The 25,075-nt window shown below is 70.9% G+C and carries 24 protein-coding genes and 3 pseudogenes; 17 read left to right on the plus strand and 10 right to left on the minus strand.

Translation table 11 applies throughout. The features are described 5' to 3' along the window. Window positions 1–8: 8 nt before the first annotated feature. Entirely contained in the window at window positions 9–1,667 is a 1,659-nt protein-coding gene (locus IU476_RS21120; protein WP_195102557.1) for a hypothetical protein, read from the minus strand. A 98-nt stretch (window positions 1,668–1,765) separates the two neighbouring features. Between IU476_RS21120 and IU476_RS21125 the strand changes: the two are divergent. After that, window positions 1,766–3,312: pseudogene (locus tag IU476_RS21125) on the plus strand (acyl-CoA carboxylase subunit beta). On the opposite strand, the gene IU476_RS21130 reads toward IU476_RS21125, so the two are convergent. Then, window positions 3,299–4,177, minus strand: a complete 879-nt coding sequence (locus IU476_RS21130) for an alpha/beta fold hydrolase (RefSeq protein WP_195102560.1) — start codon at window positions 4,175–4,177, stop codon at window positions 3,299–3,301. The pseudogene IU476_RS21125 and the gene IU476_RS21130 overlap by 14 nt on opposite strands. 54 nt (window positions 4,178–4,231) lie before the next feature. On the opposite strand from IU476_RS21130, the gene IU476_RS21135 reads away from it, so the two are divergent. Continuing rightward, window positions 4,232–4,642: a winged helix-turn-helix transcriptional regulator gene (locus tag IU476_RS21135; protein ID WP_195102563.1), complete on the plus strand. Its 411-nt coding sequence runs from the start codon at window positions 4,232–4,234 to the stop codon at window positions 4,640–4,642. Here the strand turns inward: IU476_RS21135 and IU476_RS21140 are convergent. The 5 genes from IU476_RS21140 to IU476_RS21160 all read right to left on the minus strand — a co-directional run bounded on the left by IU476_RS21140 (window position 4,626) and on the right by IU476_RS21160 (window position 7,133). Continuing rightward, complete coding sequence (locus IU476_RS21140) at window positions 4,626–5,075, minus strand: hypothetical protein (protein WP_195102565.1); 450 nt, start codon at window positions 5,073–5,075, stop codon at window positions 4,626–4,628. The two genes, IU476_RS21135 and IU476_RS21140, sit on opposite strands and share 17 nt — an antisense overlap. Window positions 5,076–5,367: 292 nt before the next feature. After that, window positions 5,368–5,793, minus strand: a complete 426-nt coding sequence (locus tag IU476_RS21145) for a TIGR03668 family PPOX class F420-dependent oxidoreductase (protein WP_195102568.1) — start codon at window positions 5,791–5,793, stop codon at window positions 5,368–5,370. 9 nt (window positions 5,794–5,802) lie between these two features. Further along, a complete protein-coding gene (locus tag IU476_RS21150) occupies window positions 5,803–6,219 on the minus strand; it encodes a nuclear transport factor 2 family protein (protein WP_195102569.1) in 417 nt (138 codons plus the stop codon). Window positions 6,220–6,286: 67 nt separating this feature from the next. Beyond that, window positions 6,287–6,571 carry a YciI family protein gene (locus tag IU476_RS21155; RefSeq protein ID WP_195102571.1) on the minus strand — a complete coding sequence of 95 codons (285 nt, stop codon included), beginning with the start codon at window positions 6,569–6,571 and terminating at the stop codon, window positions 6,287–6,289. 16 nt (window positions 6,572–6,587) lie between these two features. Beyond that, entirely contained in the window at window positions 6,588–7,133 is a 546-nt protein-coding gene (locus IU476_RS21160; RefSeq protein ID WP_195102573.1) for an amino-acid N-acetyltransferase, read from the minus strand. Window positions 7,134–7,270: 137 nt separating this feature from the next. Between IU476_RS21160 and pgsA the strand changes: the two genes are divergently transcribed. From pgsA to pspA, 4 genes are all read left to right on the plus strand, one after another. Continuing rightward, window positions 7,271–7,909 carry a CDP-diacylglycerol--glycerol-3-phosphate 3-phosphatidyltransferase gene (pgsA, locus tag IU476_RS21165; RefSeq protein ID WP_195102729.1) on the plus strand — a complete coding sequence of 213 codons (639 nt, stop codon included), beginning with the start codon at window positions 7,271–7,273 and terminating at the stop codon, window positions 7,907–7,909. Beyond that, complete coding sequence (locus IU476_RS21170) at window positions 7,906–8,442, plus strand: CinA family protein (protein ID WP_195102576.1); 537 nt, start codon at window positions 7,906–7,908, stop codon at window positions 8,440–8,442. Before pgsA ends, IU476_RS21170 begins: the two co-directional genes overlap by 4 nt. A 54-nt stretch (window positions 8,443–8,496) precedes the next feature. Further along, window positions 8,497–8,883, plus strand: coding sequence for a helix-turn-helix domain-containing protein (locus tag IU476_RS21175; RefSeq protein WP_195102579.1), 387 nt, complete (start codon window positions 8,497–8,499; stop codon window positions 8,881–8,883). 208 nt (window positions 8,884–9,091) lie between these two features. Next, window positions 9,092–9,898, plus strand: a complete 807-nt coding sequence (pspA, locus tag IU476_RS21180) for a phage shock protein PspA (protein ID WP_195102582.1) — start codon at window positions 9,092–9,094, stop codon at window positions 9,896–9,898. Window positions 9,899–10,267: 369 nt separating this feature from the next. Here the strand turns inward: pspA and IU476_RS21185 are convergent, their stop codons facing one another. Beyond that, entirely contained in the window at window positions 10,268–10,570 is a 303-nt protein-coding gene (locus IU476_RS21185) for a hypothetical protein (RefSeq protein WP_195102744.1), read from the minus strand. Between IU476_RS21185 and pspM the strand changes: the two genes are divergently transcribed. Beyond that, window positions 10,571–11,350: a phage shock envelope stress response protein PspM gene (gene pspM, locus IU476_RS21190; protein ID WP_324194168.1), complete on the plus strand. Its 780-nt coding sequence runs from the start codon at window positions 10,571–10,573 to the stop codon at window positions 11,348–11,350. It abuts the gene before it with no gap. 156 nt (window positions 11,351–11,506) lie between these two features. Beyond that, window positions 11,507–11,680, plus strand: a complete 174-nt coding sequence (locus IU476_RS21195) for a hypothetical protein (RefSeq protein ID WP_195102588.1) — start codon at window positions 11,507–11,509, stop codon at window positions 11,678–11,680. Between the two features lie 80 nt (window positions 11,681–11,760). Here the strand turns inward: IU476_RS21195 and IU476_RS21200 are convergent, their stop codons facing one another. Beyond that, window positions 11,761–12,381, minus strand: coding sequence for a class I SAM-dependent methyltransferase (locus IU476_RS21200; RefSeq protein ID WP_195102590.1), 621 nt, complete (start codon window positions 12,379–12,381; stop codon window positions 11,761–11,763). 59 nt (window positions 12,382–12,440) lie between these two features. Here IU476_RS21200 and IU476_RS21205 point away from each other — a divergent pair, with 59 nt between their 5' ends. From IU476_RS21205 to IU476_RS21215, 3 genes are all read left to right on the plus strand, one after another. Continuing rightward, on the plus strand, window positions 12,441–12,878 hold the full coding sequence (locus IU476_RS21205) for a MerR family transcriptional regulator (protein WP_195102592.1): 438 nt from the start codon (window positions 12,441–12,443) through the stop codon (window positions 12,876–12,878). Window positions 12,879–13,499: 621 nt separating this feature from the next. Next, complete coding sequence (locus IU476_RS21210) at window positions 13,500–14,663, plus strand: glycosyltransferase (protein WP_195102594.1); 1,164 nt, start codon at window positions 13,500–13,502, stop codon at window positions 14,661–14,663. Window positions 14,664–15,065: 402 nt separating this feature from the next. Continuing rightward, complete coding sequence (locus IU476_RS21215) at window positions 15,066–15,260, plus strand: DUF3046 domain-containing protein (protein ID WP_195102595.1); 195 nt, start codon at window positions 15,066–15,068, stop codon at window positions 15,258–15,260. Between the two features lie 60 nt (window positions 15,261–15,320). Here IU476_RS21215 and IU476_RS21220 read toward each other — a convergent pair whose 3' ends face one another. Next, window positions 15,321–16,727 carry an MFS transporter gene (locus IU476_RS21220; protein WP_228823982.1) on the minus strand — a complete coding sequence of 469 codons (1,407 nt, stop codon included), beginning with the start codon at window positions 16,725–16,727 and terminating at the stop codon, window positions 15,321–15,323. 99 nt (window positions 16,728–16,826) lie between these two features. On the opposite strand from IU476_RS21220, the gene IU476_RS21225 reads away from it, so the two are divergent. The 6 genes and pseudogenes from IU476_RS21225 to IU476_RS21245 all read left to right on the plus strand — a co-directional run bounded on the left by IU476_RS21225 (window position 16,827) and on the right by IU476_RS21245 (window position 25,060). Further along, window positions 16,827–17,864 (plus strand): Lrp/AsnC family transcriptional regulator, encoded by a 1,038-nt coding sequence (locus tag IU476_RS21225; RefSeq protein WP_195102597.1) that lies wholly within the window; start codon window positions 16,827–16,829, stop codon window positions 17,862–17,864. 156 nt (window positions 17,865–18,020) lie between these two features. Continuing rightward, the gene (gene recA, locus IU476_RS21230) at window positions 18,021–19,064 is read left to right on the plus strand and encodes a recombinase RecA (RefSeq protein WP_040749401.1); all 1,044 of its coding nucleotides are present in this window, start codon (window positions 18,021–18,023) and stop codon (window positions 19,062–19,064) included. Between the two features lie 1,038 nt (window positions 19,065–20,102). Next, a pseudogene (gene recX, locus IU476_RS36260) lies at window positions 20,103–20,651 on the plus strand (recombination regulator RecX); the annotation flags it as partial. Window positions 20,652–20,825: 174 nt separating this feature from the next. Then, window positions 20,826–20,999 (plus strand): annotated as a pseudogene (locus tag IU476_RS37375) (recombination regulator RecX); the annotation flags it as partial. A gap of 689 nt (window positions 21,000–21,688) precedes the next feature. After that, window positions 21,689–23,581 (plus strand): CocE/NonD family hydrolase, encoded by a 1,893-nt coding sequence (locus IU476_RS21240; protein WP_195102598.1) that lies wholly within the window; start codon window positions 21,689–21,691, stop codon window positions 23,579–23,581. Between the two features lie 150 nt (window positions 23,582–23,731). Continuing rightward, window positions 23,732–25,060 carry a lipase family protein gene (locus tag IU476_RS21245; protein ID WP_195102600.1) on the plus strand — a complete coding sequence of 443 codons (1,329 nt, stop codon included), beginning with the start codon at window positions 23,732–23,734 and terminating at the stop codon, window positions 25,058–25,060. Window positions 25,061–25,075 lie beyond the last annotated feature (15 nt).

Consider the following 25,075-nt stretch of genomic DNA (forward strand, 5'->3'; position numbering starts at 1 on the left):
CGCGGCGTTCAATTGCGGCCCGAGGTGATGTAGTAGTACATCGGGTCGACCATGTCCAGCAGGTGCTGAACTTCGCTGTCGGTGAACCGATTCCGGCGACTGACGGTGATCAGCACGAGATCGTTGATCGCCTCGACGATGCGGTCGAAGCCGGGATCCGCCGATTCGACCGCGTCGTCCGGCTCGTCGCCGAGCAGGCTCGATCGCCGCAACCGCGCCCCGGCGCGCGCGGCGTGCTCGCGCAGCACACCGTCCGCGCCCCGGGTGCTGGTCACCTTGGCCGCGTGCTCGTAGTAGCGGATCGCGGCCGCGATCAGCCCGGCCGGTTGCGGCCGCATCAGCAGGTCGTCCGTGTCGGCGGGCTTGTCGCGTTCGCCGTCGCCCTGCCGCAGCGCGAGCGCTCGGGCCTTCGCGGTCAGATAGCGCGCGACGAGAATGTCACGGACGGTACCGAATTCGGCGGTCCGTAGCAGATCCACCGCGGCCTGCTCGTAGTTCTCGGCGGCCGAGAGCACCGCGTCGATGTCGGCCTCCGGGCCGTCGAGCCGCCGGGTGAGATCGTCCAGGCGCAGCAGCGCGCGCACATTGCCCTCGTGGCGGGGACGCTCGCCGCCGGTGGCCGGGAAGCACGCCAGCAGCCGCCGGGTCGTCTCGGCCACACCGTCGCCGAAGACGGCGGCGAACAGCTCCCGATGCTCCGGGTGCGCGGCATAGGCCATCTCGAGGCGGCGCAACTCCACCACGAGGCCACCGAGTTCGTCGGCGCGCAGGCTGTCCTGCGGTTCGCGGGCGGCGTCGGGAGCGCACAACTCGATCAACTTGTTCGTGACCGCGCGCATCGCCCGCATCTCGCGCTCCGGGTCCTCCTCGGCCAGGGCGCGCGCGTGCTCGGCATGGAACCGGGCCAGCGCGCCGTGCAGCTCCCAGCCGAGGACCGAGGCGAACTCCTGCTCGGTCTCCTTGATCGAGCGGATCCGGCTCAGGGCGGTCGGCTCGTAGTCCGGCCGGCGCGACAGCGCGGTCTCGGCCTCGGCCGCCGCCCGCGCGCAGCGGATGCCGATCATGCAGTCCAGCCGCGACGCCACATCGACCAGGCGCAGGCCGCGCCGCGCCCAGTCGCGGGCGGCGACGATCGCGTCCCGGTCGCCCCGGCGGCGCTGCCGCAGTCGGCGCTCGGCCAGCTCGGCCGACCAGTACAGCATGTCGGAGCGGTCGTCGCGGTCCGCGGCGGCGGCGAACTGCTCTTCCAGCTGCGCCACTTCGTAGTTCCGGCTGGAGTACCGTGCTTCCAGCCGTCGCACGTCGACGGTGTCGCGGCGAGGTTCGGTGTGGCCCGGTCCGGCGGCCAGCTCGATGATCCGGTCGGGCACGGGACGGTTCTCGGCGGTCATCTTGTCGACGACCGCGGCGGCCAGGTCGGCGATGGTCTTGAAGTGCTTCCACATGGTGGCCTTGGGGATCGGCCCCTCGGTCCCGTCGCGGCGGACGTAGCCGCGCGCCGCCGCGCACACGTCGGCCGTGGTGAGATGCGCGATCGACTCGCCCTCCGCCGTCATGACCTGCTCGGCCGCCGTGACGATCATCGCCTTGGTGCGTTCCTCGAGCGCCCGGCCGGTACGCCGCTGGTAGGTCGCGTACGGGCCGCGATGCATTGCTGTAGACGACACGGCCGACAGTCTATTGCAGTGCACATAGTTGTGAACTCGTCTCTTGCGGCTAATGTCGAGGAACAGCGAACCGAGGGCAATCGAGGGAGGACGCATCGTTGGAGACGACAGCCGCGAAATTGAAGCTGCTGCAACACAGTCTCGAAGTGGCGCGGGAACCGGCCGGTGCGGCGGGCATCGCCAAACGCGCCGCGAAGGGCATCCCCAGCCCGCGTGAACGCATCGACATGCTGCTCGATCCCGGCAGCTTCGTCGAGATCGGTGCGCTGATGCGGCAACCCGGCTCCCGCGACGCGCTGTACGGCGACGGCGTGGTCACCGGGCACGGCACCGTCGACGGGCGTCCGGTCGTGGTGATCGCGCACGACCAGACGGTGTTCGGCGGCTCGGTCGGCGAGATGTTCGGCCGGAAGGTCGCCGCGGCAATGGATTTCGCCGCCGAGATCGGCTGCCCGTTCGTCGCGATCAACGACTCCGGCGGCGCCCGGGTGCAGGACGCGGTGACGTCGCTGGCCTGGTACGCGGCGATGAGCCGGCGCCAGCTGGGGGCCTGTCCGGGGTGGTGCCGCAGGTCTCGCTGATGCTCGGCAAGTGCGCCGCGGGCGCGGTGTACGCGCCGATCAACACCGATGTCCTGATCGCGACCGAATCGGCCTACATGTTCGTGACCGGGCCCGACATCATCCGCGAGACCACGGGCGAGGAGGTCACCCTCGAGGAACTCGGCGGCGCGTTCAACCAGGCCGAGAACGGCAACATCCACCACGTCGCGCCGGACGAGCGCGCGGCCTTCGAGTGGGCGCGAAAGTATCTGAGCTACATGCCGTCGAACTGCTTCGAGCAGCCGCCGGTGGTCAACCCGGGCCTGGAGCCCGAGCTCACCGACTCCGACCGCGAACTCGATGCGATCATCCCGGACTCCGACCGCGCCGGGTACGACATGTACGACGTGCTGCTGCGGATCTTCGACGACGGCGAGTTCCACGAGGTCGGCGACGCGGCCGCGCGCAATATGATCACCGGTTTCGCGCGGGTGGACGGTCGCAGCGTAGGTGTGGTGGCGAATCAGCCGCTGGTGCACAGCGGCGCTATCGATGCCCGCTGTTCGGACAAGGCGGCCCACTTCATCCGGCTCTGCGACGCATTCAAGATTCCGCTGGTCTTCGTCGTGGACACGCCCGGTGTGCTGCCCGGCGTCGAGGAGGAGAAGATCGGCGTCATCAAGCGCGGCGGCCGCTTCTTCTACGCGGTGGTGGAGGCGACCGTGCCGATCGTCACCGTCGTGGTACGCAAGGCCTACGGCGGCGGCTACGCGGTGATGGGCTGCAAGCAGCTCGGCGGCGACATCAACCTCGCCTGGCCGACCGCGCGCATCGCCGTGATGGGCGGTGAGGCCGCCGTCGGGCTCACCCAGCGCCGGCAGCTCGCCGCGGTGTCCGACGAGGAACGGCCAGTGCTGCGCCAGCAGATGATCGACTTCTACAACGCCACCGTCGCCACGCCGTGGATCGCGGCCGAGCGCGGCTACATCGATGCCGTCATCGAGCCGTCCCAGACCCGCCTGGAGATCCGCAAGGCATTGCGGTTGCTGCGCGACAAGACCGTCACCCACGGGCCGCGCAAGCACCACCTCATGCCACTGTAGGTGCGGCGCTGCGCTGTTGGGGCGCAAGGAATTCCGTGAGCAGGGGCAGCAGCCGATCGACCCCGTCCACGGGGATGATGTGGCCGCAGTCCGGGAGCACGTGGCCGGTGAGGTCGTCGGTGTGCGGGGCGAGCTGGCGGGCGAGGGCGTCGCCGACCGGGTGGGCCCCGACCGCCAGAGTCGGTACGCGCAGGCGGGTTTCGGCGACCGCGCGTTCCAGCAGGCGCGCGCTCTCCGGCATGGCGCGGTAGTGCGCGAAAGCGGCACGCAGCGCGTCGCGGCCGGTGTAGGCGGCGACGAAGGCGTCGCGCAGATCCGGCGGCACTCCGCGCCCCAGCGTGCCGGCGGTCAGGAACCAGTCGAGGTAGTCGGCCTCGTGGCCGAGAAGGACCCGCTCGGCCAGCCCGGGCACGGCGTGGAAGCCGAACCACCACGGCGGCCCGTCGCGCAAGAAGTCCTCCGCGCCGGGGAGCCTGCCCAGCAGCGACTCCATGACGATCAGCCGTTCGACCAGGTCGGGACGCCGCAACGCCAGTAGGAAGGCGGCCGGGGTGGCGAGGTCGATGGCGACGACGGCGGCCCGCCGCTCACCCAGCGCGGCAAGCAGCGCGGCGGCGTCCGTCGCGAGGGTTCCGGCGTCGTAGCCGCCGTCCGGGCGTTCGGTGCCGCCGAGCCCGCGCAGGTCCGGGGCGATCACCCGGTGCGATCGCGCGAGGGTGCCGATCACCCCGCGCCACAGCTGCCAGGTATGCGGAAAGCCGTGCAGCAGAAGCACACTCGGCCCCTCCCCGGCGACGGCGACATGGATGTCGATGCCGTTCGCCGTCACCCGCCGCGTCGTGACCTGTGCTGCCGAGCCGTTCATGAACCCACCTCATCCGGTAACCTTTGGTGACCACATGAACATAGGAAACCTACGATGATCGGCAAAGACGGCACTTTCGACTCAGGTGGTGAGGTTCAGGTGACCACCCGGCGCGGCGATGTGTTCGATCCGGCGTGCCCGACGCGGCGGCTGCTCGACCGGATCGGGACCAAGTGGGTCTCGATGGTGGTGAAGCTGCTCGCCGAGGCCGAGCCCGAGGAGCTGCGCTTCGCCGAACTGCGCCGCCGCATGCCCGGGGTGTCACAGAAGATGCTGTCGGTGACCCTTCAGAACCTCACCCGCGACGGTCTGGTGGCGCGCCGCGTCGAGCCGACCGTCCCGCCCAGGGTGCACTACCGGCTCACCGAACTCGGCCGCTCCCTGGAGGTTCCGCTCGCGGCCCTGCGCGTCTGGGCCGAGGAGCACATGGCGGCGATCGACAGTTCCGTCACCAGCGGAGATTGACGCCGCGGGCGAACAGGAAGCCGTGGCCCGTGGTGGTGTTGGTGCAGGTGGCGCGCTGGTCGCGGGTGGCGCACGCGAAATCGCCCACGGTGAGGGTGGTTTCGTCGGGCAGCACGTAGGCCGGGTGGGCTCCGGTGAAGACGCCCTCCTTCAGGCAGACCAGCTCGGCTGCGGTGTAGCCGAGTGTCATGGTCGGTTCGGTGGGCTGGTCGGTGCCGTTGGGCGCGCAGCCGGTGCGGTTGCGTTCGTGGGAGGCGAGCTGCTGGCAACCCGCGGTCACCGGCGGATCGGCCAGCGGCGTGTCCTGGATTCCGCAGCCGACGCTGCCGTCCTCCGTGGTGAAGTAGTAGCCGTCGTCGCGGCGGTAGTGCTCCGGGTCGGCCACGGCGGCGGCCGCCGCGGAACTCGCGAAAAGCGTTGTGCTGATCAACATTCCGAACATGGACAGTGCAACGGCACCGGCCGGGACGTGCGCACGCAATGGGTACCCCCTGAATTCGGCCCTGCTCCGGCATTCGCGGACAGCGTACCGGCCGCCGGTCGTCGCGGGCGAATCGCCTAGGGGTTATCGCGAACAGCCAGCTACCGAGGGTCGCGGTGCGCGGCGCGGGACGGCGGCGCGGACCGGTACGGTCCGGCCTGCGATCCCGGGCCCGCTCGCCTTCCGTGACGGTCGGTGGCGTGTCCGGCGTGAGGGTCGCGAAACAGTTACCCGGACAAGCGATTCAGCCCCGGTACGACCAGCCGATAAGGGTCTCGACAGCGATGTGAATGACCGGACCCTGCGGCGAATTACCTTGATATTGCGGGTATTTGGCGATCAGCCAGGCCACCGGCTCGACGCGGTCCGGTGCCGCGGTGCGGATCCGCGCGGTGCCGTCCACCCGCACCCACCACAGGTGCGACCATTCCTCGTCGTATTCGTCGGCGAGCAGCGAAACCCGGTCGTGGGCCGCGATATTGCGCAGCCGCCGCAGGTTCGTCGTGGTCTTCGGCTTGTGGTCGATCGCGATTACCACGGCCCGCCCGTCCGGCGACACGGCGAAGGTGACCGGCACCAGATGCGGCTGTCCGTCCGCGCTCACCGTGGCGAGACGCGCGACCCGCGCCGCCCGCAGCCGCCGCAGCGCCTCCTGCTCGTCCAGCCGCATCGGCCCGGCTCAGGCGTCGGCCGACTCGCGTCGGATCTGTTCGGCGGCTTCCTGCCGGATGCGCTCGAACTGCGCGCCCATCGCCTCCGCCACGGCGTTCGCCGCCGAGAGCGGCCGCACCATCACCATCAGCTCGGCCACCTCGCCCGCGTCGTTCAGTCGCACGAAATCGCAACCGGTGAGCCGCTTTCCGCCCACGGTCGCCTCGAAAACCAGGGCGGCGTCGCGGCCGTCCGGGTCCGCGATCTCGCGCACGTACCGGAAATCCTCGAAGACCCGCAGCACGCCGCGGATGATCGCCGCGGTGATGGCCTTGCCCGGATAGGGCCGGAACGCCACCGGGCTGATGAACACCACGTCGTCGGCCAGTTGCGCCTCTATCGCCGCCGCGTCCTGCGATTCCACGGCCTGCCGGAACGAATGCATCTCGACCTCACATATGCAACTGGGTGAATAGGGTCAGTCGCATACTAGTGGCTCGGTGCGGAACCGATCATTCGGCGAAGGCGCCCAGCACCGGCTGCCACTCCACGGCGCGCTTGGCGTCGATCAGGTCCAGCCGCGCGAACGGGTCCTCGGCCAGCAGCTTCGCCAGCGCCTCGGCGTCGTCGGCGCGGAACAGCAGCAGGGCGCCCGAACCGTCCGGGTAGGGGCCCGTGGACAGCACCGTGCCCTGGTCGACCAGACCGGACAGCCACGCCCGATGCTCGGGCCGGTGCTCGTCGCGCGCGGGCACGGTGGCTGCGGAGTAGGTGTAGTGGACGGCGAAGATCGGCACGGGGGCTCCGGAGGTCTCAGAGGGTCAGCAGCATTCGAGTATTGCCGAGGGTGTTCGGCTTGACGTAGCTGAGGTCGAGGAACTCCGCGACACCGGTGTCGTAGGATCGGCACATCTCGGCGAACACCTCCGCGGTCACCGGGGTGCCGTCGATCTCGGCGAAACCGTGCCGCTCGAAGAAGTCCACCTCGAAGGTGAGCACGAACAGCCGCCGCAACTCCAGTTCGCGCGCGGTTGCGACGAGCTTGTCGACGATCAGCCCGCCGATGCCCTTGCCCTTCACGCTCGGATGCACCGCGACCGTGCGCACCTCGCCCAGGTCGGCCCACAGCACGTGCAGCGCGCCGCAGCCCACCACCCGGCCGTCCAGCTCGGCCACCCAGAACTCCTGCACCGCCTCGTAGAGGGTGACGAGATTCTTCTCCAGCAGGATCTTGCCGGCGTAGACGTCGACCAGGGTCTTGATGTCGGGGACGTCCGAGGTCCGGGCGCGGCGCACGATCGGACGGCGCGTCGCCGCCGCGTCGCCGATCGAATCACTGTGCGAGGCCCGTGTTGTCATGGGGTGCACAGTAGTCGGCTGGACAACCGATAGTCTGGTGGAGTGCCGCACCGCCAGCCCGTCCCGACGCCCCGCTCTCGCGGGTCGCGCCGCGGCGTGCGTGGGTGGGGGTGCCGGTGAGCGTGCAGAGCGACGACATGGACAGCGCCTGGGTCGACACGGCTCGCGCGCGCCCGAATCTGGCGCCCGTCCCGGCCCGCACCGTCGAGCCCTCGGCGGTGCCGCTGATGAACATCGCCAACATTCTGACGGTGCTGCGGATCCTCATCGTGCCGCTGTTCCTGCTGGCGCTGTTCGCCGCCGGCGGGCACGACGCCGGCTGGCGGATCGCGGCGACGGTCCTGTTCGGGGTCGCGGCCGTCACCGACCGCGTCGACGGGCAGCTGGCCCGCAAGTACGGCCTGGTCACCGACTTCGGCAAACTGGCCGACCCCATCGCCGACAAGGCGCTGATCGGGTCGGCGCTGATCGGGCTGTCGGCGCTGGGCGATCTGGCCTGGTGGATCACGCTGGTCATCTGCGCCCGCGAGATCGGGGTGACGCTGCTGCGGCTGGCGGTGGTCCGGCGCGGCGTGATCCCGGCCGGGCGCGGCGGCAAGTTGAAGACCTTGGTGCAGTCGCTGGCCATCGGGGTGATGCTGCTGCCGCTGTCGGGCGCGTTCCAGACCGCGGGCCTGCTGCTGATGTACGTCGCGGTCGCGCTGACGGTGATCACCGGCCTGGATTACGTGGTGCAGGCGGCCCGGCTCCGGTTCGGGCCGGTCCGGCGGCCGTGAACGCGCCGCCGTCGCCGGGCGACCCGCTCGCCGCGGCGGTCCCGGCCGCCGATCTCGTCCGGTTGCTGCGCCGGTCCGCACTCACCCTGGCGACCGCCGAATCGCTGACCGCGGGACTGCTGGCGGCGACCGTGGCCGGGGTGCCCGGCGCGAGCGCGGTGCTGCGCGGCGGCGTGATCGTCTACGCCACCGACCTCAAGCACACCCTGGGCGGAGTGAGCGAACACACGCTGACCGCCGACGGACCGGTGGCCGCGAGCACCGCGGAACAGCTGGCGGTGGGCGCGCGCACGGCCTGCGGGGCCGATTGGGGCGTCGGCCTCACCGGCGTCGCGGGCCCGGAACCGCAGGACGGACGCCCGGTCGGCACGGTGTTCCTCGGTCTCGCGGGACCGGAGAGCACCGAGGTGTTGCGGTTGAAACTCTCCGGCGACCGGTGGACGATCAGAATGGAGGCGGTGCGTGCGGCCGTGCGCGAACTCGTCCGCTGCCTGGAGCCGCGGGCACCCGGGAACCAACCGGGTGGCGTGTGACGTTGTCACTGCAGGAACTCGGGTCCGGCGAGTAATGAACGTGAGGAGAACGAGATGACGCTGCTGCGAGAGGCCATCGGGGAAAGTCTGCGGCGTGCTCGGATCGCGCAGCGCCGGACCCTGCGCGAGGTGTCCACGTCCGCGCGGGTGAGCCTCGGCTATCTGTCCGAGGTCGAGCGCGGGCGCAAGGAGGCCTCCAGTGAACTGCTGGCGGCGATCTGCCAGGCGCTGGACCTGCCGCTGTCGCGGGTGCTGTCGGATGTGAGCGCGGCCATGGCCGAGACCGACCAGGTGGCCGCCCCGGCCGCGGCGCCCGTCCCCGCCCCCGTGGATGCCGCGGTCGCGACCGTGTCGGTTCCCCTCGGTGCCATCGCCGAGGACACCCGCATCGTGATCCCGGCGCCCAGGGCGGAGAAACTGGTACTGGTACAGGCGAAGTGAGCCGGTGTTGCCGGCGTCGAGACCGATCGGCGCCGGCAACGCTGTACTACGGAGCGGAAACGGATAGATTCTCTGTAAGCGTCGGCAACCGGCGGGTGCTGCCCACACCGGTGCCGCGCGGTGGAGGATAGGGACAACGGGGTGCGTGACGGTCGCGCACTAAGTCGCGCTGGAGGCGCGGCGCGTCAGATGGAGGCGGGATCAATCGATGGCTAATCCGTTCGTCAAGGCCTGGAAGTACCTCATGGCCCTCTTCGATTCCAAGATCGAGGAGCACGCGGATCCGAAGGTCCAGATTCAGCAGGCTATCGAGGAAGCCCAGCGCCAGCACCAGGCCCTGTCGCAGCAGGCCGCGTCGGTCATCGGCAACCAGCGTCAGCTGGAGATGAAGCTGAACCGCCAGCTCGACGAGGTGGAGAAGCTCAACGCCAACGCCCGGCAGGCGGTCATGCTCGCCGACCAGGCCACCCAGGCCGGCGACACCGAGAAGGCGATCCAGTACACCAACGCCGCCGAGGCGTTCGCGGCGCAGCTGGTCACCGCCGAGCAGTCGATCGAGGACCTGAAGGTCCTGCACGACCAGTCGCTGCAGGCGGCCGCGCAGGCCAAGAAGGCCGTCGAGCAGAACGCGATGACGCTGCAGCAGAAGGTCGCCGAGCGCACCAAGCTGCTGTCCCAGCTCGAGCAGGCCAAGATGCAGGAGCAGGTCTCGGCCTCGCTGCAGCAGATGGACTCCACGCTGTCCGCGCCCGGCAGCACCCCGAGCCTGGACGCGGTCCGCGAGAAGATCGAGCGCCGCTACGCCAACGCGCTGGGCGCCGCCGAACTGGCGGGCAACTCGGTGCAGGGCCGCATGCTCGAGGTGCAGCAGGCCAGCATCCAGATGGCCGGCCACAACCGGCTCGAGCAGATCCGCGCGTCCATGCGCGGCGATTCGCTGCCCGCCGGCGAGTCGGCCACCCCGAACCCGGCCGCGCAGCCCCAGATCAACAAGGGCCAGACCGCGCAGCAGTAGCGTTCGCCCGCCGGAGAGGTACGAGGTGTGATGGGGAGATCGCGGGCCCGCGACGAGCCCGCGCGCGCTCGGCTCCGGCGGGGCAGCTCGCGCGCCGAGGCGGCCGCGAGTCTCCCGCCGCGTCCGGCCGAGTGGCCACGCGGCCCGGTCCCGGGCGCCGACGCGTCGCCTGCCGCCGGGACCGTCCCGGTGGAGCGGGCTGTTCTCGGTGGTGCGGGCCCGGTCGACAGCGCACCGTCCGGTCTCGGCGGTAACCCGCCCCCGCCGGAACGTTCTTGGGGCACATCGTCTTCGGCACGATCAACGGTCCGGGATGAGAGCAATCCCGCCTCCCGGCCGGACGATCCGACCCGCCAGACCGCCCCGAAGTCATTGTTCCCCTCCGTTTTTCCCCGTGTGCGCGGTGGCGGCATGGCGCGCCGTGGGGCGGGTGGTGGCGAAGCGGGTCGTGCGGTCGGTGGTGACGATGCGCGCCGTGTGCGCGGTGGTGATGAAGCGCGTCGTGTGGTTGGCGGTGGCGAGGCGCGTCGTGTGCGCGGTGGCGGCGAGGTGCGTCGTGGGTCGGCCGCCGACGCTGGGGTGAAGCGTCGAGCGGGGGCGGCGGAGGACTCTGGTCTGCGTGGGAAATTGGTGCGGGAAGTGCTGGCGCAGTCCGGGATTGCGGACGAACAAGTGGAGCAGGCGCGGCGTCTGCCGGACACCCTGCGCGAGGTGGGGGAGCACGCCTTTCACGCGGTGCGCAAATGGGCCGACCCGCGGGAGCGGGAGTTGCGGCGGCGGCGCCGGGTGCGGCGACAGAGCCTGCGGTTGAGTGCCGCCTCCGGGCTGACCGCCCTGGGCACGGCGGGGCTGGTCGTCGTCTCGGCCCCGGCGTGGGCGGTCATCGTCGTCGGCGGCGGTGCCGCGGCGCTGGTCACCGGCGCGGCCGTCAGTACCCGGCGCTACCTCGCGCTGCGGCGGAATCCCTTGCCGCCGGCCGCTTTCGTGCCCCGCAAACTGCCGCCGATCCGCTCGGCCGCGCGGGAGCCGATCGCGCGGCTGGTCCGCGCCGAGCGGGCCCTGTACACCGTCGGCCGCCAGATCGCGCACGGCGGCCGGCTGCCCGCCGACGATCTGACCGACACCCTCGACACGGCGAGTTCCGGCGCCGCCGCGCTGCACGCCCTCGCCAGTGATGTGGTCGCCTTGGAGCAGGCCGCCGGGCTGGTGGGTCAAATGCGTTCGGTGTCGGCTCCCATACCGGCCGACCACATTCGCGCCGTGGTGCGGCGGCTGGAGAACGGCGTCACCGAATACGAGGAACTGGTCGCGTCCGCCGCTCGTGTCCTCGCCGTTCCCGAAAGTCCCGCGTTGCCCGACGATCTCGGCTGGGCCATGGTGAACCTGCGCGACGCCGCCGACCGGCTGGACGGCTGGGCCCAGGCGCTCACCGAACTGGCGGACGAGCGCTGATCCGCCCGGCCGCGGCGGTGTACGAGCGTCTAAGGGACAACCCTGATATTTCCCCGATATCGCTTGTGACCTGGTGATTTTCCGGCTCCGGCTTGTCAGTATGGAGAGGTCGGATCGCGTTGACGGCGGTTCGGAAACCTTCGGGAGGAAGTGGACATGTTCTGGAAGATCCTGGGCGTCGTCGCGCTCGTCTGGCTGGCGCTGATCGTGATCGGCGCGCTGGTCAAGGCGCTGTTCCCGATCCTGATGATCAGCCTCGTGGTGTTCGGGCTGTACCTGCTGTACAAGGCGGTGTCGGGGTCGAACAAGTCGACGGTGACCAAACTATAGACGTCCCTGTGTCAGGGCCGCGGGCCGTTCGGTATCGAATACCGAACGGCCCGCGGGCATTTCGGGGGTGGCCGGTGTGGTCAGGCCGGGTTGGTGGCGAGCACACCGGCGACGGGGGGATCGAGGTCGAGGGTTTCGACTCGGAGGGCGGTGAAGCCCGCGCGGGTGAGCAGGTCGCTCAGCTCCTGGGCGGCCCGCGCGGTGGTGTCCCGGGTGGCGCCGGGGCAGCGGGGCTGGCTGACCAGCGCGATGCATCCGCCGGGACGAAGCACTCGACGCAACTCGCACAGCCGCTGCACCGGATCAGGCCAGAACCCCACGGAGTTCACGGCGAGGACGACGTCGAGCGGAGCGCCGAAATCCGGCAGCCGCTCCACCGCGGCGTACGTGAGCCGGACGCGCCCGGCCCGGATCGCCGCGGCATTGCGGCGCGCGGCGTGCCGGACCATGGCTCGCGAGTGGTCGATGCCGAAGACGCGGCCCGCGGTCGCACGGTTCGCGAATTCGGCGATGGCTCTGCCGGGTCCGAAGCCGATCTCGAGAATTCGGTCGGTGGGCTGTACGTCGAGTAGCGCCACCGCCCACACGTTGCGCTGCCGATTGGAGGGACGCAGGGCGAACAGCCAGCCCTGCAGCCATCCCACGACACCCCGGGGTCTGCCCGCCTGACGCACCAGATAGTCGATCGCCCGCTGTCGCATTGTTTGCACTGTCGTCTGCACGAGATCCAGTGCAGGACTTCAAGTACGCTCGAAGTCAAATGAGTGAGCAGCTGACGATCGGCGAGCTGGCGAGCCGCACCGGGGTCGCCGCCTCCGCGCTGCGCTACTGGGAGGAACTGGGCCTGCTGCCGACACCGGATCGGGTTGCGGGACAGCGCCGTTACCCGCCGTCGTCGATTAGCCTGGTCGGAGTGGTTGTGGCGCTGCGCAATGTGGGTTTCACTCTGCGAGAGATCAAGGTGTTCAACGCTTCTCGCATGCCTGACGACCCCGGGTGGCGAGACCTGTACCGGCGCAAACTCGCCGAGCTCGACGAACGGATCGCTCAGGCGGTAGCGGCCCGCACCGCGATCGCCCACGGTCTGGCGTGCCCGCACGACGACATCGTCGAATGCCCCAACTTCACCGCCGGGGTCACCGCGCTGCTGGCGGGAAGTTCCCTCGAAGAGGCACACGCGCAAGTTCATTCGCACTGAACGCCGTCGGGCGAATGGTTGTCGGAAGGGGTGCCGCGCCGGCCGGACGGCTGAGGGAGTGTGTACTCGCATGATCATGGTTGCCAGTCCGTGTTCGCCAGTACCGCCCTCGCTTCGCCCATGCGACCTTTGGCCATCCGCCGCGTGCCTGTCGGTTAGCGAGTGCGGCGGGGACGGCTGGTAGTAGCGCTGATGGAGCGTGGGCCGGGGGCGAGTGCGTGGATGCGGGACGGAGCGCGGGGTCTGGGCCAGGGCGGGAGAGTGTCTGCGAGCCGGATGGAGTGTGGGCAAGGGCGGGCGAGTGCGTGAGTGCGAGATGAAGTGCGGAGTGTGAGCTGCGGCGGGTGAGTGTGTGGGTGCGAGATGGAGTGTGGAGTCTGGGCCGGGGCGGGTGAGTGTGTGGGTGCGAGATGGATGCGGAGTGTGGGCTGGGTCGGGTGAGTGTGTGGGTGCGAGATGGATGCGGAGTGTGGGCTGGGGCGGGGGAGTGTATGAGGGCGGGATGGGATGCGGAGTGTGGGCTGGGGCCGGGGAGTGTATGGGTGCGGGATGGGATGGGAAGCGTGGGCTGGGATGGGCGAGTGCGTGGGTGCGGGTGCCGGATGTGGCACGCTAAGGCGCATGCGAGTGGCTGTTGTCGCGGGGCCGGACCCTGGTCATGCGTTTCCGGCTCTCGCGTTGTGCGAGCGTTTTCTGGCGGCGGGGGACGAGCCGGTGTTGTTCACCGCGCCTGTCTGGTTCGACGCCGCGCGGGAGGCGGGGATCGGGGTGCGGCGGCTGAAAGGACTCGCCCCGCGGGCGGTGGACGACGACCGCGACGCCGGGCAGCGCATCCACGAGCGCGCCGCGCACATCTCCTCGGAAATCCTTCCGGAGCTGAGCGCGATGCTGCCCGAGTTGGTGGTCTCGGACGTGCTGACCGCGGGTGGCGGCCTGGCCGCCGAACGCCTCCGCGTGCCGTGGGTGGAACTCTCGCCGCATCCGCTGTACCTGCCGTCGAAGGCGTTGCCGCCCATCGGGAGTGGGCTCGCCCCGGGTGCGGGCCTGCGCGGCCGGGCCCGGGACGCGGTGCTGCGCGGTCTGTCCGCGCGGGCGATCCGGCGCGGGGCACAGCAGCGAGCGGCGGCCCGGCGCAGCGTGGGCCTGCCCACGGAGGATCCGGGACCGCACGCGCGGCTGATCGCGAGCCTGCCCGCGCTGGAGGTTCCGCGGCCCGACTGGCCCGACAACGCGCACCTGGTCGGCCCCTTGCTGTGGGAGCCCACCACCGACGTGCTGCCGCTCCCGCCCGGTGACGAACCGCTGGTGATGGTGGCGCCCTCGACGGCGCACACGGGCGTGCGGAACATGGCCGAGGGCGTGCTCGAGGCCCTCGACGGAGCCGGTGTGCGCGTGGCGATCTCGATGATCGACACACCGCCCGCGAACCTGCCGCCGTGGGCCACCGCAGGTCTGGGCCGGCAGGACGAACTGTTGCGGCACGCGGACGTGGTGGTCGGCGGCGGCGGGCACGGCCTGCTCGCGAAGACCCTGCTGGCCGGCGTGCCGATCGTGACGGTGCCGGGCGGCGGCGATCAGTGGGAACTGGCGAATCGCGCTGCCCGCCAAGGCAGCTCGATCGTGGTCCGGCCGTTCACCGGCGAGGCCGTGCGCGCGGCGGTCCGCCGGCTGCTCGACGACCCGTCCTACCGCCGCGCGGCCACCTCGGCCGCCGAGACCGCCGCCGTCGTCACCGACCCGATCGAGGTCTGCCACGGCGTGCTGGGCACGGCCCGCGCCCACTGAGCACTCCTGCGTCGCCTGACAGTCTCGAACTGCGGTCCTGAGTCGCCCGCCGGTCTTGAGTCGGCCGCTGGTCTTGCGTTGCCCGCTGGTCTTGCGTTGCTCGCCGGTCTTGCGTTGCTCGCCGGTCCTGCACTGCTCACCAGTCTTGCCCCGCCCGGAGGCTCTTGCGTCGCCCCGGCTGACCTGGTCGCCCGCCGCTCCTGCGTCGCCGGTCTCGCGTTGTCCGCCGATCCTGCGTTGCCCGGCCTCTCGCGTCGCCCCGCCCGACCTCGTCACCCGTCGGCCCTGCGTTGCCCGCCGGTTCTGCACTGCTCGGGTCTTGCCCTGCCCGGAGGCTCTTGCGTCCCGCCCCGGTACCGGCGGCTTCGCGGGCGCCGGGTGTGCACCGGTACGCTCGGCACGGTGCGATTGACTGACTTCCGGGAACTGTTGCACACCGAGTTCGGCGTGGTCCGCGGCGATTCGCTGTTGAACGACCATGTGTTGTTGGACATGGGTGGCCGCACCGGGGCCCAGGCCATCGAATCCGGTGTGGACCCGCGCGAGGTGTGGCGGGCCCTGTGCGCCGAATTCGATGTCCCACGTTCGCGCTGGTGAAGCCGATTTCGGCAGGTATGTGACCGCAGCGCCGTAGCGACGCCGCGGCCCCGTCGACCTTCAGGCGACGGCTACCGGCTTGCTCGCCGTCTCCGGTTCCGGCGTGCGGGTCCCGCGGTGGAACAGGGCGAACGCGAGAACGCCCAGGACGACGCCGCCCGCGCTCGCCACCGCGACCGCCGTGTCGAGGCCGTCGACGAACCGGGGGAGCGACGGCCGCCCGTCGCCGGCGGCACTGCGGAAGATCGTGCCCAGCACGGCCACGCCCAGCGCCAGACCCAGCTGGCGGGCCGTGTTCACCGCGCCCGCGGCGGTACCGCTCTGCTGCGGCGGCACCGCCGCCATGCCGACCGCGACCAGCGACGGCGCCATCGCGCCGACCCCGACACCCATCACGACGAAGCCGGGAAGCAGTGCGGTCCAAGACGATTCGGCGTCTATGAGACCGAGCAGCCCGGTGCCGGCGCCGATCACCACCAGCCCGCCGCCGATGGTCCACTTCGGCGCCACCTCGTGCAGCAGCCGGCCCAGCGCGCCCGACACCACGAACGCCGTCACCGCCAGCGGCAACATCGACAGCCCCGCCTGCAGCGGCGACATCCGCAGCTGCTGCTGCAGCCACAGCGACAGCAGCGGGCTGCACGCGAACGCCGCGAAGCTCAGCCCCGCCCCCGCGAGCAGGGTCGCGCCGAATTCACCGCTGCGCAGCAGCGCCAGCGGGAAGATCGGTGCGGCACTGCGGCTTTCGACCACGGCGAAGACCACCGCCGCCACCGCACCGGCGATCAGCGCCGCGAGGCACGCCGCATCGGTCCAGCCGTGCTCGCCGCCGCGAATGATGCCGAAGGTGACCGCCGTCGCCGCCACCGCGAACGCCGCCATCCCGGCCACGTCCACGCCCCGCCCTGCCTGCCGCGGCGACGGCCCGAACACCAAGGCGGACAACACGATCGCGATCGCCGCGAGCGGCAGATTCACGAAGAAGATCCACCGCCACGAGAGCAGGTCGGTCAGCACCCCGCCCAGCACCACGCCGATCCCGGCGGCCGCACCCGCCACCGCGCCCCAGGCGCCGAAGGCGACGCCGCGGTCGCGGCCGGTGTAGGTGGCGTGCAGCAGCGACAGCGTGGTCGCGAACATGGCCGCCCCGCCGATGCCCTGAAACGCCCGCGCGGCAACGAGAATCGCCGAAGTCTGGGCGATCCCGCAGGCCAGGGACGCGATCGCGAACACGACCAGTCCGACGAGATAGGTGGGCTTGGCGCCGACCCGGTCGGCCAGCGCGCCGAGCACCAGCAGCAGCGCCGCCAGCGCCAGCGCGTAGCCGTCGACGACCCAGGCCAGTCCGGACAGTCCGGTGTCCAGGTCGTCGGCGATGTCGGGGAGCGCGATGTTCACGATGGTGACGTCGATGAGCAGCATCAGCGTGCCGAGGCACGCCGCGAGCAAGGGAAGCCATTTCCGCATGGCGACCTCCAGAATTTCGGGCGAACGATATCGACGCCCAGCGTGCGACATGCTTGAATATCCACCTACCCAACCCTTCGATCCCGGTGGATTCCGCACATGGAACTCGCAGACGCAGGCGAATCCTCCGTTCTGGATCTGCTCGACAAGCAGATCGTGCACGGACTGGTCACCGACCCGCGCATCCCGTTCGCCCGCCTCGCCGCGATCCTCGGTGTTTCCGAGCAGACCGTGGCGCGGCGCTACCGGTCGCTGCGCCGGCGCGGCATGATGCACATCTCCGGGCTGGTCAACACGGCGCCGCTGGGCAGCGCCCGGTGGATGGTGCGGCTGCGGTCCACGCCCGACAAGGCGCTGCGGCTGGCCGAGTCGCTGGCTCGGCTCCCGGAGGTGAGCTGGGTGTCGCTGCTGGCCACCGGCGCGGAGGTGACGTGCATGACCCGCCCGCGCACGCTCGAACAGCGGGATCAATTGCTGCTCAACACGTTTCCGCGTGCCAGCCAGGTGATCGGGCTGTCGATGCACGAGATCGTGCACCGCTTCCCGCTGGACGAGGAATGGCCGCGCTACAGCGGGCTGCTCACCGCGCGGCAGCGGCGCGAACTGGGCCCGGCGCGGCGGCTGAGCAGCGACGCCGGGCCCGACGAGCCGGTGGAGCTGTCACCCGGCGACGAGGCGATGCTGGCTCTGCTCGCCCGGGACGGCCGGGCCACCTACGCGCAGCTGGCCGCCGAAACCGGCTGGAGCCCAACCAGAGTCGCGCGCCGGATGACCGAACTGGAGCAGGCCGGGGTGCTGTATTTCGACCTCGACTTCGCGATGGAGCGGATGGGCTACGCGCTGCGCGGCATGCTGTGGCTGCGAGTGCGTCCCGGCGCGCTCGACACGGTGGGCCGGACGCTGGCGACCTGCCCGGAGGTCGCGTTCGTCGCGGCCACGACCGGCTCGATCAACCTGCTGGCGTCGGTGGTCTGCCGGCACAGCGCGCACCTGTACCGCTTCGTCACCGAGCAGCTGGGGCGGCTGGACGGCATCACCGACGTCGAGATCACGCCCGCGCTGCGCGTGTTCAAACAGGCGCAGGCGCTGCTGCACACCGACCGCGTCACCCTGGTGCCGCAGTCGAATCGCGGGTGAGCGACCGGCGCGCGGCGGATTCGCGAAGTGTTCGGGCGCGTCGCTTGCCTCGAACACGTGTTCGTCTAAGCTGTGCGGAAGAACTTGTCGGTGCCACCCTCTAACGTGGGCGCCAACCACACAACGAGACTCACCCGTCGAGAAGGGGACCAGACGATGGCACCACAGGCTTACGACCGCGACAAGGCGCTCGAACTCGCGCTGGCGCAGGTCGAGAAGAGCTTCGGCAAGGGCGCGGTGATGCGCCTGGGCGAGGAGGCGCGCCAGCCCATCTCGGTGATCCCGACGGGGTCGATCGCGCTGGACGTGGCGCTGGGCCTCGGCGGCCTGCCGCGCGGCCGCATCGTGGAGATCTACGGCCCGGAGTCCTCGGGTAAGACCACGGTCGCCCTGCACGCGGTCGCCAACGCGCAGGCCGCCGGCGGCGTGGCGGCGTTCATCGACGCCGAGCACGCGCTGGATCCCGACTACGCCCGCAAGCTCGGCGTCGACACCGACGCGCTGCTGGTCTCCCAGCCGGACACCGGCGAGCAGGCGCTCGAGATCGCCGACATGCTGGTCCGCTCGGGCGCCATCGACATCATCGTCATCGACTCGGTGGCCGCGCTGGTGCCGCGCGCCGAGATCGAGGGCGAGATGGGCGACAGCCACGTCGGCCTGCAGGCCCGCCTGATGAGCCAGGCGCTGCGCAAGATGACCAGCGCGCTCAACAACTCCGGCACCACCGCCATCTTCATCAACCAGCTGCGCGAGAAGATCGGCGTCATGTTCGGCTCGCCCGAGACCACCACGGGCGGTAAGGCGCTGAAGTTCTACGCCTCGGTGCGCCTGGACGTGCGCCGTATCGAGACGCTCAAGGACGGCAGCGACGCGGTCGGCAACCGCACCCGCGTCAAGGTCGTCAAGAACAAGGTCTCGCCGCCGTTCAAGCAGGCCGAGTTCGACATCCTCTACGGCCACGGCATCTCCAAGGAGGGCTCGCTCATCGATATGGGTGTCGAGCACGGCTTCGTCCGCAAGTCCGGCTCCTGGTACACCTACGAGGGCGACCAGCTCGGCCAGGGCAAGGAGAACGCCCGCAAGTTCCTCCTGGAGAACACCGACGTGCGCGACGAGATCGAGAAGAAGATCAAGGAAAAGCTCGGCATCGGAGCAGATGTCACCGCAGACGCGGGTGCCGAGGCGCCCGTCGACTTCTAACCGATGCCCGACCGGGAAGCGTCGGGGTCTCGGGCTGGCCAAGGCCCCGACGCGACTCGGCTCGAAGCAGTAGAACGCCTGCGCCGCCAACTGGACCAGGTGGAAGGCAAGGACGGTTCCTCCGCCCCGGACGATTGGGCGGCCTCCCGCCCCCGCCGCCCTTCCCGCCGCAAACGCCTATCCTCCACCGAGGATGGGCCCCAAGCCCTTTGGCGCTCCGACGGCGGTCCCCTCACCCCCAACGAACCCGCCGTCGCTGACGCACCACGCGACGCGGCAACGGAGTCTCTCGATTCGGGCAGCCGTGAGTCCCGCCCCGCGCGCAGTCGTGGGTTCCTCCCGGGAGACAGCCGTGAGTCCACCTCGGCGGGCAATCCGGCATCGACTCGGCGACGCGATGACGCTACGTCGCGCAGGCCCAGGCGAGCGAGGCCCGCGAGCTCGGAAGGCGAGGCGGGCGGACACGGCCCAGGCGGCAGCTCCCACAATTCGGAGAGCGGCGACGAGGCGCGCGCCAAAGGGGCCTGCCTGCGACTGATGCTGACAGGACAGGTGACAGAACGCGCTGGCCTCGCGGAAGCCCTACTGGCCCAAGGTTTCGCGGCCGATGTCGTCGGCCGCGCACTCGCGCATCTCGCAGAGGTCGGCCTGCTCGATCCCGCCCCCGGCACCCACAGCAAGACCGCGCGCTCCACAATGCGCCGCGTCGGCGCACCACCTCAGGAACCAAGCGATGGGGTACCGCCCCACCGTGAGCCGAGCGCGGGTGATGAAGCGCCATCCGGCCGTGGGGCACGGCGAGGCGGAGCGGGGCAGCTCAGCCATGGGGCGCAAGGTGATGATGCGATGTCACTTGATCGCGAGTCACGGGTAGGTGGTGACGCGCCGTCCGGTCGTGAGGTGCGGCGAAGTGGGGTGGGGCAGTACGGCCAGGAGTCGCAAAGCGGTGTGACGCCATTCGATCGCGAGTCACGGGTAGGCGGTGACGCGGCGTCCGGCCGTGAGGTGCGGGGTGGGGTGGTGGCGTTCGATCAAGGGGTGCGGGAAGGCGAGGCAGGGGGCCGGGGTGGGCGGCGGAAGTCGCGGCGGGGGCGGGGGAGCGCGGGGGACAGGGAAGGGGGCGAAGGTGGGGGGACCGAGGCGCAGGCCAAGGATGTTTGTTTGCGGTTGCTTACCGATCGGGCGCGTAGTCGGGCGGAATTGGCGGACAAGTTGGCGGCCAAAGGGTTTGCGCCCGCGGTGGCCGAGCGGGCGCTGGACCGGCTCGCCGCTGTGGGGCTGATCGATGACGCTGCCTTCGCCGAGCAGTGGGTGCATTCCCGGCACACCTACTCCGGCAAGGGGAAGAAGGCGATCGCGCAGGAGTTGCGCCGCAAGGGGGTAGCCCCGGCCGACGCCGAACCGGCCCTCGCCACCGTCACCGCCGCCGACGAAACCGACCGCGCCGCCGAGCTCGTGCGCCGCAAGCTCGCCGGCCTCCCCGCGAACCTGGACCGCGACAAGACGATCCGCCGTTTGGTCGGCATGCTGGCCCGCCGCGGCTACAACCAGTCCACCGCCTACACCGTTGTGAAGGAAGAACTCTCCGGCCTGGAGTTCGCCTCCCCCCGAACCCCCCACCACCACACCGCCGCCCGCCACGACACCGCGCCCGAGCATCCCGCCCCGAACACCCACGACACCGCCGACCACCACGACGACTCGCCGGACCAGCATGCCGTAACCAGCGCCCTCAACCCCGCCCCTGACCTCGACGCCCCCGACGACGAACACGCCGCGGCCACCGAACTGGTCCGCCGCAAACTCCGCACCCTCTCCCCGAACCTGGAGCGCGAGAAGGCGATCCGCCGCCTGGTCGGCATGCTGGCCCGCCGCGGCTACAGCCAATCCGTGGCCTACACGGTGGTGAAGGCGGAGCTGTCCGGCACCGAATAGTGCTCGCCGTTGAAAGAGGCCGCTCAACGCGCTGAATCGGTGCTGCATGAGCGTGCAGGCAGCGAAGCGGGGAGAACACCGCCGGTCCCAGCAGCGCTCGCGTCTCTCGGCCCTGCACAAGCCACCGTGTGAGCGCTTCGAAACAAGCACCGCGAGAAGGCAATTCGTCGCCATTCGGCATACCGGCCGCCGCGGCTACGGCCGGTTCTCCGCCGCGGCGACGCCGGGGTTACGGCCGGTTCACGGCCGCGGCGACGCCGGGGTTACGGCCGGTTCACGGCCGCGGCGACGCCGGGGTTACAGCCGGTTCTCCGCCGCGGCGACGCCGGGGTTACAGCCGGTTCACGGCCGCGGCGACGCCGGGGCTACAGCCGGTTCACCCGCCGCGGCGAAGCCGGGCCGCCCGGCACTGAGTGAACCACCAGGGGATGCAGTGGCCTGCGTTTCGATGGTCTGTGGGGCGTCCAGGTGTGGCTGGATTGTGATCGGAGCGGGAGTGAGTAGGGGTTATCCGTATCGGAAGGTGTGGGGATTGAGGCGTGTTTGTGGGGGGCTGCTGGGAGACTTGAGGTCAGTGCTGAACGGTTGAGTCCGAGAGGGTTCTCATGGTCGCCCCGCTTCCCACTGCCGAGCCGCTGCCGCCGGATGCCCGCTTCGCGATCGGGCCCGCGAAATACCCTGCGGTGCATGTGGATACGACTATCACGATTCCGATGTCCGACGGCGCGGTGCTCTGTGCCGATCTGATCCGGCCCGCGGCGCGGCGGTCGGTGCCCGTGGCGGAGGCGCTGCCGGTGGTCGTCGCCTTCACGCCCTACAACCGGATGGGCAATCGCTACGGTGCGGCGCTGGCCCGGCGGGCGCAGCGCGCGGGCGGGCGGGTGCCGCCGTCGGACCGCCGCCGCTTCCAGGGCCGCGACCTGGTGCACGCCGCCGCCGGGGGCATCCTGGACGTGTGGGCTATCAACCGGACCCTGGTCACGCGCGGCTACGCCTGCCTGATCGTGGACGTGCGCGGCACCGGCTCCTCCACCGGCACTTGGGACTTCTTCAGCCCGCGCGAACACCGCGACTACGCCGAGGTCCTGGCGTGGATCCGCGAAAGACCCTGGTGCAACGGCAGATTGGGCCTCACCGGCATCTCCTACGGCGCCATCGCGGCACTGGCCGCGGCCGGACAGGCGCCCCCGGGCCTGGACGCCGTGTTCGCGATCGTGGCCGGTGAGGACCCGGTCCGCGAACTCGGCCTGACCGGCGGCGTCTCGACCCCCGCGATGGCCCTGTGGATGGCGGCGGTCAACGCGGGCAAATGGCTGCCGTCGCCGCGCGGACTGGTCGAGAACCGAATGCTGGGACAGTATCTGCGCGACCGGTGCCGCGAACCGGTCAGCTGGCTGGGGCAGGCCCGGCAGATCGCCTTCACCGACGGCCACCCCGACGCCTTCCTCAACGACCGATGGGCGGCCCGCCTCCCGGCCCTGGAGCAGATCACCGCCGCCACCTGGCTGCACGGGGCCTGGCACGACGTCTACAACCGCTCGAATTTCCGGATGTACGACCGCATCCCGGTCCCCGCCGGGGCCAAACAGCTGCTGGTCGACGACGGTTACCACCTCAGCGTGAGCGCCGGCTTCGGCGAACCGGGCAATCCGCAGGCGCTCGACGAATTGCAGTGCGCGTGGTTCGACCACTGGCTCCGCGACCGCGACACCGGCATCGACCGCTACGGACCCATCACCCTGCGCCGCCAGGGCGGCGGCTGGGTGGCGCGACCCCGGTTCCCCGACCCGGCCGCCACGCCACGCCGCCTCTACCTGACCGCCGAACCCAGCGGCGCCGCCGCCCACGCCGCTATCGACGGCACGCTGAGCTGCGCCCCGCCCGCCGCCGACGGCCGGATACCGCTGCCGATCGGACGCCGCAGCATGGCCTCCAACGACACCGCGATCATGTCGCTGGGCGCCGCCACCCTGCTGGGCCGCCCCTTCGCCTCCGACGACCGCCGCGCCGAGGCCACCGCCGTCACCTTCACCAGCGACCCGGTTCCCGCCGACGTGGTGCTGTCCGGCCCGCTCAACCTGCGCCTGCGCGCGGAAGCCGGTGGCACCGAGGCGTTCTGGACGGTGACCGTCACCGACGTCGAGCCCGCCGGCGCCTCCGCGCCGCTCACCCGCGGCGCGCTGCTGTCCTCGCTGCGCGCCGTCGACGAACCGCACAGCACCTTCGTCGACGGTGAATTGCTCGCGCCGATGCGGACACTGCGCGCCGAAACCGTGGTGCCGGTGGTACCCGGCGAGCCGTTCGACCTCGACATCGAGATCAACCCGACCGAGGCGGTGCTGTGCGCGGGCCACCGGTTGCGTGTGTGCGTCGCGACCGGCAGCTTTCCGCGCCACTACCTGCCGCCGGCGGTGAAACGGCGGATCGCCGGGCAGCGCATCGTGATCGATCCGGCCCATCCCGGCTACCTGAGCTTCCTGGCGATCGGAGAGCTGGGGGAGTGCCGACCGGGCGCGCCCGCCGAACCACCGGCGCGCCCGCCGCAGACACGGTGGCGACTGCGCCGCACCCGCCCCGCGTGACGGTCCGGTAAATAGGGGGTGTCGGGCGCGAGTCGGCCGAAATATCCTGCACTACAGAATATTCGGGCCCGGAGCGCGCCTTCGCGGGAGAGCGGCATCGGGCACCCGACCGGCTGACGCCGGGGGATTTCCGGTCGAGAGGATGCGCCTATGAGTCTCGTTGCCGACCCGGCCGCCGACCGCGACGGGCGCGTGCCCGCGGATCCGGACGAGGTGCCCGTCACCCGGACGCTGCGGCCGGAGGTGGACCCGTTCTACACCGCGCCGACACCGCTGGAGGGTTGCGCGCCCGGCACCGTGCTGCGTGCCCGCCGGGTCCGGCTGGCGCTGTTCGGGCGGATACCGCAGCGGGTGCAGGCCTGGCAGCTGTTGTACCGGACCGCCGACCTGGACGGCGTGCCCGAGGCCGCGGTGACGACGGTGCTGCTGCCGTGGGACGCCGACCCCACCGTCGCGCGGCCGCTGGTGTCCTACCAGTGCGCGATCGATGCCGTTGCGCCCAAATGTCTTCCGTCCTACGCGCTGCGGTTCGGCGCTCGCGCCCTCGGCTGTATCCCGCAGTTCGAGATCCTGCTCATCGGCGAGGCTGTGACGCGCGGGTGGGCAGTCTCGATCCCCGACCACGTCGGCACCGCCGGGCGGTTCGGCGTTCCCCGGGAGCCGGGTTATCGCATCCTGGACGGTTTGCGCGCGGCCATGTCGTTCGAGCCGCTCGGCCTCGACCCCGGGGCCCCGATCGGGCTGTGGGGTTACTCCGGCGGCGGCCTGGCGACTTCCTGGGCCGCCGAGCTGGCGGCCGACTACGCTCCCGAACTGCGCATCGTCGGCGGCTTCGCCGGATCGCCCGTCGGCGACCCCACCCAGTCGGTCACCCATCTGAACCGCTGGCTGAGCGGGGTGGCGTCCAGCGGCCTGGTCGCCTTGTGCCTGGCGGGACTGCGCCGCGCCTACCCGGATCTGGACGGGATGCGCAGCCGGTTCAGCGCCGGCTTCCTGGATCTGCTGGCCTACACCGAGATCGCCCCGACCATTCAGATCGTGTTGCGCGGAGCCGGAATTCGGCTCAGTGACGACGGCGTCGGCCTGGCCGAGCTGATGACCTATCCGGAGGTCCGCGCCGCGCTGGCCGAGGTGCGGCCCGGCGACCAGGCGCCCGGCGTCCCGATGTTCATCGTGCAGGCCGTCAACGACTTCATCGTGCCCGTGCACGCCATCGACGAGCACGTCGCCCGCTACCGAGCCGCCGGCACCGGCGTGCGCTACGTGCGGGACCGGCTGAGCGGGCACATCTCCCTCGCGGTCATCGTGGCGCCGCACGTGAGCGACTGGCTGGCCGACCGTTTCGCGAACCCCGACCCGCCCCACCCGGACACCACCCGCACCGTGTGGTCCATGGCCCTGTCCCGACGCGGCGTCGCGGGCCACCTCCGCCAGGCCCTGCTCGTCGGACGTTTGTTCACCGGAAGGCCGCTCGGCTAGCCCGCAGTTGCGAGA

It is taken from the genome of Nocardia blacklockiae (genome assembly GCF_015477355.1).
Taxonomy (GTDB): Bacteria; Actinomycetota; Actinomycetes; order Mycobacteriales; family Mycobacteriaceae; genus Nocardia; species Nocardia blacklockiae.

Excerpts from the sequence above, each read along its gene's own strand:
- IU476_RS21195 (WP_195102588.1), top strand. The coding sequence starts at position 11,507 with ATGTTCTGGAAGATCCTGGGCGTCGTCGCGCTCGTCTGGCTGGCGCTG.
- recA (WP_040749401.1), top strand. The coding sequence starts at position 18,021 with ATGGCACCACAGGCTTACGACCGCGACAAGGCGCTCGAACTCGCGCTG.
- pgsA (WP_195102729.1), top strand. The coding sequence starts at position 7,271 with ATGGACAGCGCCTGGGTCGACACGGCTCGCGCGCGCCCGAATCTGGCG.
- IU476_RS21160 (WP_195102573.1), bottom strand. The coding sequence starts at position 7,133 with ATGACAACACGGGCCTCGCACAGTGATTCGATCGGCGACGCGGCGGCG.
- pspA (WP_195102582.1), top strand. The coding sequence starts at position 9,092 with ATGGCTAATCCGTTCGTCAAGGCCTGGAAGTACCTCATGGCCCTCTTC.
- IU476_RS21130 (WP_195102560.1), bottom strand. The coding sequence starts at position 4,177 with ATGAACGGCTCGGCAGCACAGGTCACGACGCGGCGGGTGACGGCGAAC.
- IU476_RS21200 (WP_195102590.1), bottom strand. The coding sequence starts at position 12,381 with ATGCGACAGCGGGCGATCGACTATCTGGTGCGTCAGGCGGGCAGACCC.
- IU476_RS21245 (WP_195102600.1), top strand. The coding sequence starts at position 23,732 with ATGAGTCTCGTTGCCGACCCGGCCGCCGACCGCGACGGGCGCGTGCCC.
- IU476_RS21145 (WP_195102568.1), bottom strand. The coding sequence starts at position 5,793 with ATGCGGCTGGACGAGCAGGAGGCGCTGCGGCGGCTGCGGGCGGCGCGG.
- IU476_RS21140 (WP_195102565.1), bottom strand. The coding sequence starts at position 5,075 with ATGTTGATCAGCACAACGCTTTTCGCGAGTTCCGCGGCGGCCGCCGCC.
- IU476_RS21175 (WP_195102579.1), top strand. The coding sequence starts at position 8,497 with ATGACGCTGCTGCGAGAGGCCATCGGGGAAAGTCTGCGGCGTGCTCGG.
- IU476_RS21210 (WP_195102594.1), top strand. The coding sequence starts at position 13,500 with ATGCGAGTGGCTGTTGTCGCGGGGCCGGACCCTGGTCATGCGTTTCCG.
- IU476_RS21135 (WP_195102563.1), top strand. The coding sequence starts at position 4,232 with ATGATCGGCAAAGACGGCACTTTCGACTCAGGTGGTGAGGTTCAGGTG.
- IU476_RS21150 (WP_195102569.1), bottom strand. The coding sequence starts at position 6,219 with ATGCATTCGTTCCGGCAGGCCGTGGAATCGCAGGACGCGGCGGCGATA.
- IU476_RS21220 (WP_228823982.1), bottom strand. The coding sequence starts at position 16,727 with ATGCGGAAATGGCTTCCCTTGCTCGCGGCGTGCCTCGGCACGCTGATG.
- IU476_RS21225 (WP_195102597.1), top strand. The coding sequence starts at position 16,827 with ATGGAACTCGCAGACGCAGGCGAATCCTCCGTTCTGGATCTGCTCGAC.
- IU476_RS21205 (WP_195102592.1), top strand. The coding sequence starts at position 12,441 with ATGAGTGAGCAGCTGACGATCGGCGAGCTGGCGAGCCGCACCGGGGTC.